This window comes from Pseudanabaena sp. FACHB-2040 (genome assembly GCF_014696715.1).
Taxonomy (GTDB): Bacteria; Cyanobacteriota; Cyanobacteriia; order Phormidesmidales; family Phormidesmidaceae; genus JACVSF01.
This window is the reverse complement of sequence record NZ_JACJQO010000037.1, coordinates 1-6,588: the sequence shown is the minus strand read 5'-3', so window position 1 is coordinate 6,588 and position 6,588 is coordinate 1. Positions and strand designations below refer to the sequence as shown.

The window sequence follows — 6,588 nt, the reverse complement described above, 5'->3', positions numbered from 1 at the left end:
AAAAGACCACATCTCATCGAGCTGAATCGTCAGCCGTCCCGGTTTTTTTGGGTGACTTCGATGGTTCTCGGCGTTTGGTAGAACTTCTGATTGACATACATTTGCAACCACCGCTGAGAAACACCTGTCACCCGTGCAATCGCTGCCAGTGCTAGGCGTTCGAGCAACAGCTTATCAATCAATTGGTGAGTCGTCTCATCGATCGGTTGCCGGGTTGCCCCCTCAACGAATTGCCGTCCACAATCCTGGCACCGGAATCGGGGTTTGCCGTAATGGGTATGTCCGTATTTGATGATTTGAGGAGATTGACACTTAGGACAGTTCATCGATTTGGCTGCAATGCTTGATGTTCCTAGCATATCAATTCACCATTACTATTCATCACTACCCCTTTTTGATTGAAGTTCGACTACTGCCTACTTGTTTTGCTGTTTTTCCTGTTGGTTTTGTTGTTTGGCTGTGTCTCTTCTACTTCGGTGTTCCAAGACTATTGAAAGTAGATAGTGTCATTCCAAATTATATTGGGTTTTACATTCGATATCCCAGTCTTGCTGGAAGGGTGAACAACCTCCAATGTACGGCTGATCCTGATGGGATAGTGGCACACGGCTTTTTCTATTTTTGTCGATTTAATGTGAAATCAGAGACTGTTGAGCAGTTTGTTAGCGACATGGAACTAAGCCCTGAAAGTCCCTGCGGTCGGGTATATCAGAATACTCCTCGCGGTCGGGCATATCAGAATACTCCTCAGGAGCATTGGTGGAATCCGTCAGAGACGATGGAAGGGCAATGCTACTTTAGAGATCACGCTGATCCTATTACACTACGGTATTCTCCAACAAATCAAGTTGCTTACATAATTGATTATGATTATTAGAGAGTAATTTTAGATAAGAGGACTTACTCTTGCCAAGCAGGCTAACCAGTGAGATGGCACTGATACCGTCATCGAAAGTTTGGCAGCAATGAAGCGAAAGTTTTGAGTGATGCGCTACGCTGTGCTATTTCTCTTCTGTCACTTTGGGAGGAGAAAACCTAGAATGGCTTGGGCACGTTGGTGAAAGGCTCATTGGCTAGTTCGACATTAGCCCAGCCTACGGAGCGGCAAACTTGGCGATACGCTTGACTCAGAACGGCACCTATTTTATGCTCTGCCATTAAGCTGTCGTATGCGGCAGCCTAGCTACAGGACTCGAAAACCTTGGCGTCGCCCAAAGGTGATTGGACCCACCAATGAGCGACTGAACCCCCAAAACTGTTCGTGGCAGTCTGGAGATCTAGGGTGATGATAAACCCTGATTATCCTCAATCTGCACTATGCGGCGGGATTTTCAGGGTTTTTGAGTTCTGGTTTCCTCACGCCTCCTGGCAACGGTGCCCAAGGAACGGGCGGGTCTATCCGGCTCTCTCAAACCTTTAAGCCCTTACCAGGAGGTGAATCTATCCCTGCCTCTCTTCTGAGGGGACAGGACTGTTCACCCCACTTCCAAGGAACCAGAACCTCATGTTTCAACCACCCGACTCGGGCGCACAGCCGCCCACTGTTTCTGCCGGCCTTTCTCCCCGACGTGACAAGGCCCGAATTGCGGTCTATGAGAGTTTGGTGGCTTGCGATAGCTTGCGGTGATTTGTCAGTTCGCATCATCAAGACCCTGCACATCCTCCACTTTGCCGAACCCAACGACTGGACAGAACCCCTGCCCACCGGTCGCTTTGGGGAATGGATGCGGATGCTGACCAAACACCTGCTAATTGAATAGCGCTTGAGAATGATTTGATGCGTAGCATAGCCATACCTTAGATCCCCCCAGCCTCCCCTTGAAAAAGGGAACGCAACGGACTACGTAGCTAAGCAGTACATCGGCAATCTAGGCAAAACAGCAAACGGGATTGTCTCGGTCAATGCTTATGCGGTTGTGGGTAATATCACGTATCCTCTGCTATTCAAGATATTCAAACCCCGCAGTCATCTCTAGAAAGGTGACGAGTATAAAACTAGGTAGAACTCTAGAGGTAATGATCGATTTGTTAGGGTGGTAAGGCAGCTATCTACTGGAGAGCAATGCCGACCTGCTCAAAATGTAGTTCCCCTCGGACGGTTAAGAACGGACGCATTCACACGGGTAAACAACGGTTTCTGTGCCGCAACTGTGGTTACCAGTTTGTCGAGCACCCTACCGATAAACGAATAGACCAAGCTACTCGGGACTTGGTTGACCGTCTTCTGCTAGAGCGCCTTTCAATGGCTGGAATCGCCCGAGCAGCGCAGGTCTCAGAGCAATGGCTCCAAGATTACGTTCACCTCAAAGCAGCCCAGACGCCAAAACAAGCTCAAGTACGCCCGAAAAAAAGGGGCCTCTAAGCGTGCAGTGTGATGAGCTATGGTCTTTTGTTGATCGCAAGGGCAACAAGCAGTGGGTCTGGCTAGCAATGGATGCTCAAACCAGAGAGATTATTGGGGCCTATGTGGGAGACCGTAGTCGAAGCAGTGCTCAAAGGTTGTGGGACTCTTTGCCCAAGGTTTATCGGCAGTGTGCTGTTATCTACACCCATGACTGGGAGGCTTATAAGGGTGTGTTGCCCCAGAAGCGGCATCAGGTGGTGAGTAAGGACAGTGGCAAAACGAGCTACATAGAGCGTTTCAACAACACCCTGAGGCAACGAGTCTCACGCTTTGTCAGGCGCAGCCTTGCCTTCTCGAAGAGCCTACGCAACCACATCGGCTTGCTGTGGAATTTCATCCACCACTACAATGCATCATTACCTATCTAGTACTACCTAAAACTAAACCAGAACTGGCCGTTGAGTTAATCAACGAAGTTCAGGCTGCTGGGTTTAAGGTCCAGTTGGTTCTGGCAGATAGCTTCTATGGAGAAAGCAGCAGTTTTATTGCCTGTGTTAGGAAGTTTGAGATGCCCTTCATCGTTGCTATTCGTTCTAACTATGGGGTGTTGATCCATCGTGGCAAAGAGTGCGCTACAACCGCTGGCGAGCCTTTGAGCGACCCTTAGCACATCGCCCACCACAAACTCGCTTTATTCGTGAGATTGTCTTTGGGCAACGCCGCTCAATTCGCTACTTCCAGATTACCAAGGGCACCGAGCAGGATGCTGATAGCTGGTACATCATGACTGACTTGCCAAGCGACATCCTGCGCTTACCTCTGCTCTATAGCTTGAGAAACTGGATTGAGTACGGCTTCAAATAGGTCAAAAACGAATTGGGCTGGGCCGACTTCCGCTTGACAGATTACGCCAGTATCAAGCGCTGGTGGGAAGTGATCTTCTGTGTCTACCTAATGATTAGTCTCTATGCTCAACACTTCTGCTGGCAGGCTCTAACGGTTCAGGGTAGGGAAGAGTCGGGGGTAGTGTTCTAGACCTGTGGGTGAGACTGCTACAAAGCTGACAGAGCACTCTCTCTGAAAAATTGATCCACAGGTCTAGAACACTACCAAATGACGCTTTATTTTAGTGGATGAAAGGCTTAGTGGATAGGGCTTTGGGGCAGAAGTAGTACAGTTTGATTTGCGATATTTTAGGGTATCAAATTGATTTGCCATGTTTTCTTTCCTGATTTTGGTGAAGGTAGGCACGATCGTTGTCTGCCTCAACGAAGGAATTGGGTTTCAGCGCACTCCAAGTACTTAGATACCAAAAGCTAACAAGAGCTCGAAGTTTGAAAAATACGCACATGAGTCAAACAGGAATTATCTGTAGACGTCGTTGAGCAAAATATCTAGAAAAGCCTGGAGCGTTGGAGCCGTAGAGCTTTGCTGCCAGGCAGCAGCAAACTTCAATTTCATAGGACAATCCGCTAAGGCTCTACAAGCCACATCTGGGACTACTGAGGGCTGCACGCTTTGCGGCACGAAGCTAATGCCAATGCCAGCAGCTACTAGACAGATGCGAGTTCGGGCTGAAATTGATTCCTGAACAATCTTGGGTTGAAAGCCAGCCTGTTGACAAATCTGGATTAGCCCATCGTAGAGCGCTGGGCCTTCTTTTCGGGGATGAATGATTAAGGGCTCATCGGCAAAGGCAGATACTGGAATTTGCTCGTAGCTCAAAAGAGGATGCTGTTTCGGTAGAACAGCAACAAAGTCTTCTTCCAGGAGGGAATAAAGCTTCAAGCCCCGCTCATCAATTGGGGGGTGCAGAAAAGCGACATCGATTTGCCTGACTGTGAGGGCAGCGACCTGTGCTTCAGTACAGAGCTCTAGCATCGTCAGCTTGACGTTGGGAAAGCGATCGCGAAAGCGCCGAACCAGTGCGGGCAATACCGTATGCGTTGCTGTTTCGGTAAACCCTATTCGCAGGTGCCCAGCTTCTCCCCGTGCTGTCCGCTGTATCAGGTGAATGGCTTCCTCTAGTTGGGCGAGGATTTGCACGGCCTGTTCCCAAAAAACTTGGCCAGCAGCTGTGAGGGCCACAGTTCGTTTGGTGCGAGTAAACAGCTGCGCGCCAAGCTCTTTCTCTAGGCTGGCGATTTGCTTACTCAAAGCGGGCTGAGTCAATTGCAGACGCTCTGCAGCCCGACCAAAATGAAGCTCTTCGGCGACGGTGACAAAGTATCGCAGGTTCCGAAGTTCCATCTGATAACTCTCAGTTATTAATGCGGTGCCAAAAATGACTTGGACATGGAGCTTGCGGCTATTTTATCTTGATGGGGATTGAGCCGGGCTAGAAATTCACGCTTTGCAGATGGAAACCGCCTTTAAGGATTGGCCTTAAAGCGCTGAGGAAAGTCCATAAACACTAGGCAGAAAGATCTATGAAACCTCTCAAAATACAGATTCTGAACCGATCACTTTGGGTAGTTTTAGGGCTGGTGATTGCTCTAGTATGCTTTGGATTGCTGCAGTTAATTGAGCCCGTTGGTCTTGCGCCCGTTAGGCAGGGAAGCCAGCTTTTGCAGTTCTCTGGACGCGCATTGTTGGTTGCTTCTGATGCAGATATGGTGGCAACAGCCTATGCAGATGGCAGGCTAGATCGGATTCCTAATGTGGAGGATGCGCTCACATCGATTGCCCTGCCGCTGGATTTTGAGCGCCCGATCGTTTCATCGGTTCGAGTTTCAAACTCAGTGATGTCATGGCCTCAAATTGTTGCGGTTTCACCCGATCAGCAGCACGCGTATGTGGCAGAAGTGCGATCGCATCCCCCCGACAACGTTCAGCAGCTCAGCAGCATTGAGGCTATGCCAGAGGGCGAAATCATCACCGTAGTAGATATTGCCAACCTGCAGCAGCCCAGAGTGATCCAGACCGTCAGCATGGGCAGAAACCCAAAACACCTAAGCATTAGCCCTAACGGTCAGCTGTTAGCTATTAATCTAGAAGAGGCCGGGAGAGAACTGGTCATTGCCGAGATTCAGCCCGATGGCACCTTGGGGGAAATGACAGGGTTTTCAATCGCAGCCAATCTCCCATCGGGGGTGGTTCCCGAAGCGGCCATTTGGCACCCGTCTGGAAATTTCCTGGCCCTAACGACAACTGGCGATGACCCAGGCAATGCACTAGCCTCTGCAGTAGCGTTCTACACAGTAACGCAGTCGGGTCAGGCAATTCAAATTCAGCTCTACGATCGCCCTTTGGCGGTTGGCAATCATCTAAGCCATGCCCGATTCACCGCAGATGGAAGGTTTTTGCTGGTGCCTGACTTGAAATGGCGAATGCACGGCCTGCGCGCCTTGAACTACCTGCTTAATCGAAGGGGCGAAATGACTGCGATTCGCTTTGAGCCAGAGCAAAACAGGCCGCCGGAAGTTACCTCAAGAGCCGTAGTTGGGCTTGGCCCTGAAGGCTTTGCGCTCAGCCCCGATAATCGGCTGATTGCAACCGTCAATTTGCGCCGGACGTACCTCAGTCCAAATTTGCCGCCAGCTTGGCGCGGCAAGCCCTACAGTTCGTTGTCGCTGGTGCAGCTTGACCCTCAGAGCGGACAGCTGACAACGCTTGAGGAATACGGCTTTGAAGGATTACTGCCAGAGCAGGCGACTTTCGACGCCACTGGAGATGCCTTAGCCGTTGTTATCTACCACAACCGTGAACCGAACCCGCGAACGGGGGTCGTTGAATTTTGGAACGTGGTTTCAGGCGATCCACCAAGATTAGAGCGCACAGGCTTCAGGCTCGATGTTGTGCGGGGTGCCCACGATATTGTGCTGGTTCCGTGAGATGCGTGAGTGGGGGGATGGGTTTTGGTGTCAGGGCTTAGGCCTCCAGAACCGGACATGCGAGTTTCTCAGCGTCTGACTCCTTGAGGATTTGGTGAGTGACCATCACACCCCCCTGGTGCGGACTGAATTTTGCTCAGCGGCGGATTTGGTGTGGTGATAATGTCTGTGGAGGAGTTGCCAATTAGCGGAAATATCAAGACCGCCGAGAGAGCGGGGAATGATGTGGTCGAGTTCGATGACATCTGCGTCCCTGAAAATCAAGTTGTAAGCGTTGCAGCGGCCCTTCTGGCGTTTGATATCATGTCGGCTTAAGTGCCCGTAATATGGGAAGTAGCCGCATTGCTGCTTGACCATGCCTAAACGCCTGACCCTTAGCCCTCATCTAACAACTGACGAACTGGAGCAACG

Annotated in this window: 8 protein-coding genes and 1 pseudogene; 6 read left to right on the top strand and 3 right to left on the bottom strand. The window is 50.4% G+C overall.

Features of this window, described 5'->3' with window-relative positions:
• Positions 1 to 29: 29 nt before the first annotated feature.
• Complete coding sequence (locus H6G13_RS29615) at positions 30 to 359, bottom strand: IS1 family transposase (RefSeq protein WP_206756552.1); 330 nt, start codon at positions 357 to 359, stop codon at positions 30 to 32.
• A gap of 1,145 nt (positions 360 to 1,504) precedes the next feature.
• Between H6G13_RS29615 and H6G13_RS29305 the strand changes: the two genes are divergently transcribed.
• The 5 genes and pseudogenes from H6G13_RS29305 (at position 1,505) to H6G13_RS27225 (ending at position 3,208) form a co-directional block, all read left to right on the top strand.
• Positions 1,505 to 1,627: a hypothetical protein gene (locus tag H6G13_RS29305; RefSeq protein WP_277882560.1), complete on the top strand. Its 123-nt coding sequence runs from the start codon at positions 1,505 to 1,507 to the stop codon at positions 1,625 to 1,627.
• A gap of 1 nt (position 1,628) precedes the next feature.
• Positions 1,629 to 1,760, top strand: a complete 132-nt coding sequence (locus tag H6G13_RS29300) for a hypothetical protein (RefSeq protein WP_277882559.1) — start codon at positions 1,629 to 1,631, stop codon at positions 1,758 to 1,760.
• A gap of 60 nt (positions 1,761 to 1,820) precedes the next feature.
• Positions 1,821 to 1,973, top strand: a pseudogene (locus H6G13_RS28940) (IS701 family transposase); the annotation flags it as partial.
• A gap of 89 nt (positions 1,974 to 2,062) precedes the next feature.
• Positions 2,063 to 2,772, top strand: a protein-coding gene (locus tag H6G13_RS27235; protein ID WP_242028566.1) for an IS1 family transposase whose coding sequence is annotated in 2 segments (ribosomal slippage) — positions 2,063 to 2,357 and positions 2,357 to 2,772 — 711 coding nt in all. Because the reading frame shifts where the segments join, the coding sequence is not laid out codon by codon here.
• 199 nt (positions 2,773 to 2,971) lie between these two features.
• Entirely contained in the window at positions 2,972 to 3,208 is a 237-nt protein-coding gene (locus H6G13_RS27225) for a hypothetical protein (protein WP_190488829.1), read from the top strand.
• 501 nt (positions 3,209 to 3,709) lie between these two features.
• Here the strand turns inward: H6G13_RS27225 and H6G13_RS27220 are convergent.
• Entirely contained in the window at positions 3,710 to 4,594 is an 885-nt protein-coding gene (locus tag H6G13_RS27220) for a LysR family transcriptional regulator (RefSeq protein ID WP_190488827.1), read from the bottom strand.
• A 341-nt stretch (positions 4,595 to 4,935) separates the two neighbouring features.
• Between H6G13_RS27220 and H6G13_RS27215 the strand changes: the two genes are divergently transcribed.
• Entirely contained in the window at positions 4,936 to 6,177 is a 1,242-nt protein-coding gene (locus H6G13_RS27215) for a lactonase family protein (RefSeq protein WP_242028565.1), read from the top strand.
• Positions 6,178 to 6,282: 105 nt separating this feature from the next.
• On the opposite strand, the gene H6G13_RS27210 is transcribed toward H6G13_RS27215, so the two are convergent.
• On the bottom strand, positions 6,283 to 6,534 hold the full coding sequence (locus tag H6G13_RS27210) for an HNH endonuclease signature motif containing protein (protein ID WP_190488823.1): 252 nt from the start codon (positions 6,532 to 6,534) through the stop codon (positions 6,283 to 6,285).
• Positions 6,535 to 6,588: the final 54 nt, after the last annotated feature.

Excerpts from the sequence above, each read along its gene's own strand:
- H6G13_RS29305 (WP_277882560.1), top strand. The coding sequence starts at position 1,505 with ATGTTTCAACCACCCGACTCGGGCGCACAGCCGCCCACTGTTTCTGCC.
- H6G13_RS29615 (WP_206756552.1), bottom strand. The coding sequence starts at position 359 with ATGCTAGGAACATCAAGCATTGCAGCCAAATCGATGAACTGTCCTAAG.
- H6G13_RS27220 (WP_190488827.1), bottom strand. The coding sequence starts at position 4,594 with ATGGAACTTCGGAACCTGCGATACTTTGTCACCGTCGCCGAAGAGCTT.
- H6G13_RS27210 (WP_190488823.1), bottom strand. The coding sequence starts at position 6,534 with ATGGTCAAGCAGCAATGCGGCTACTTCCCATATTACGGGCACTTAAGC.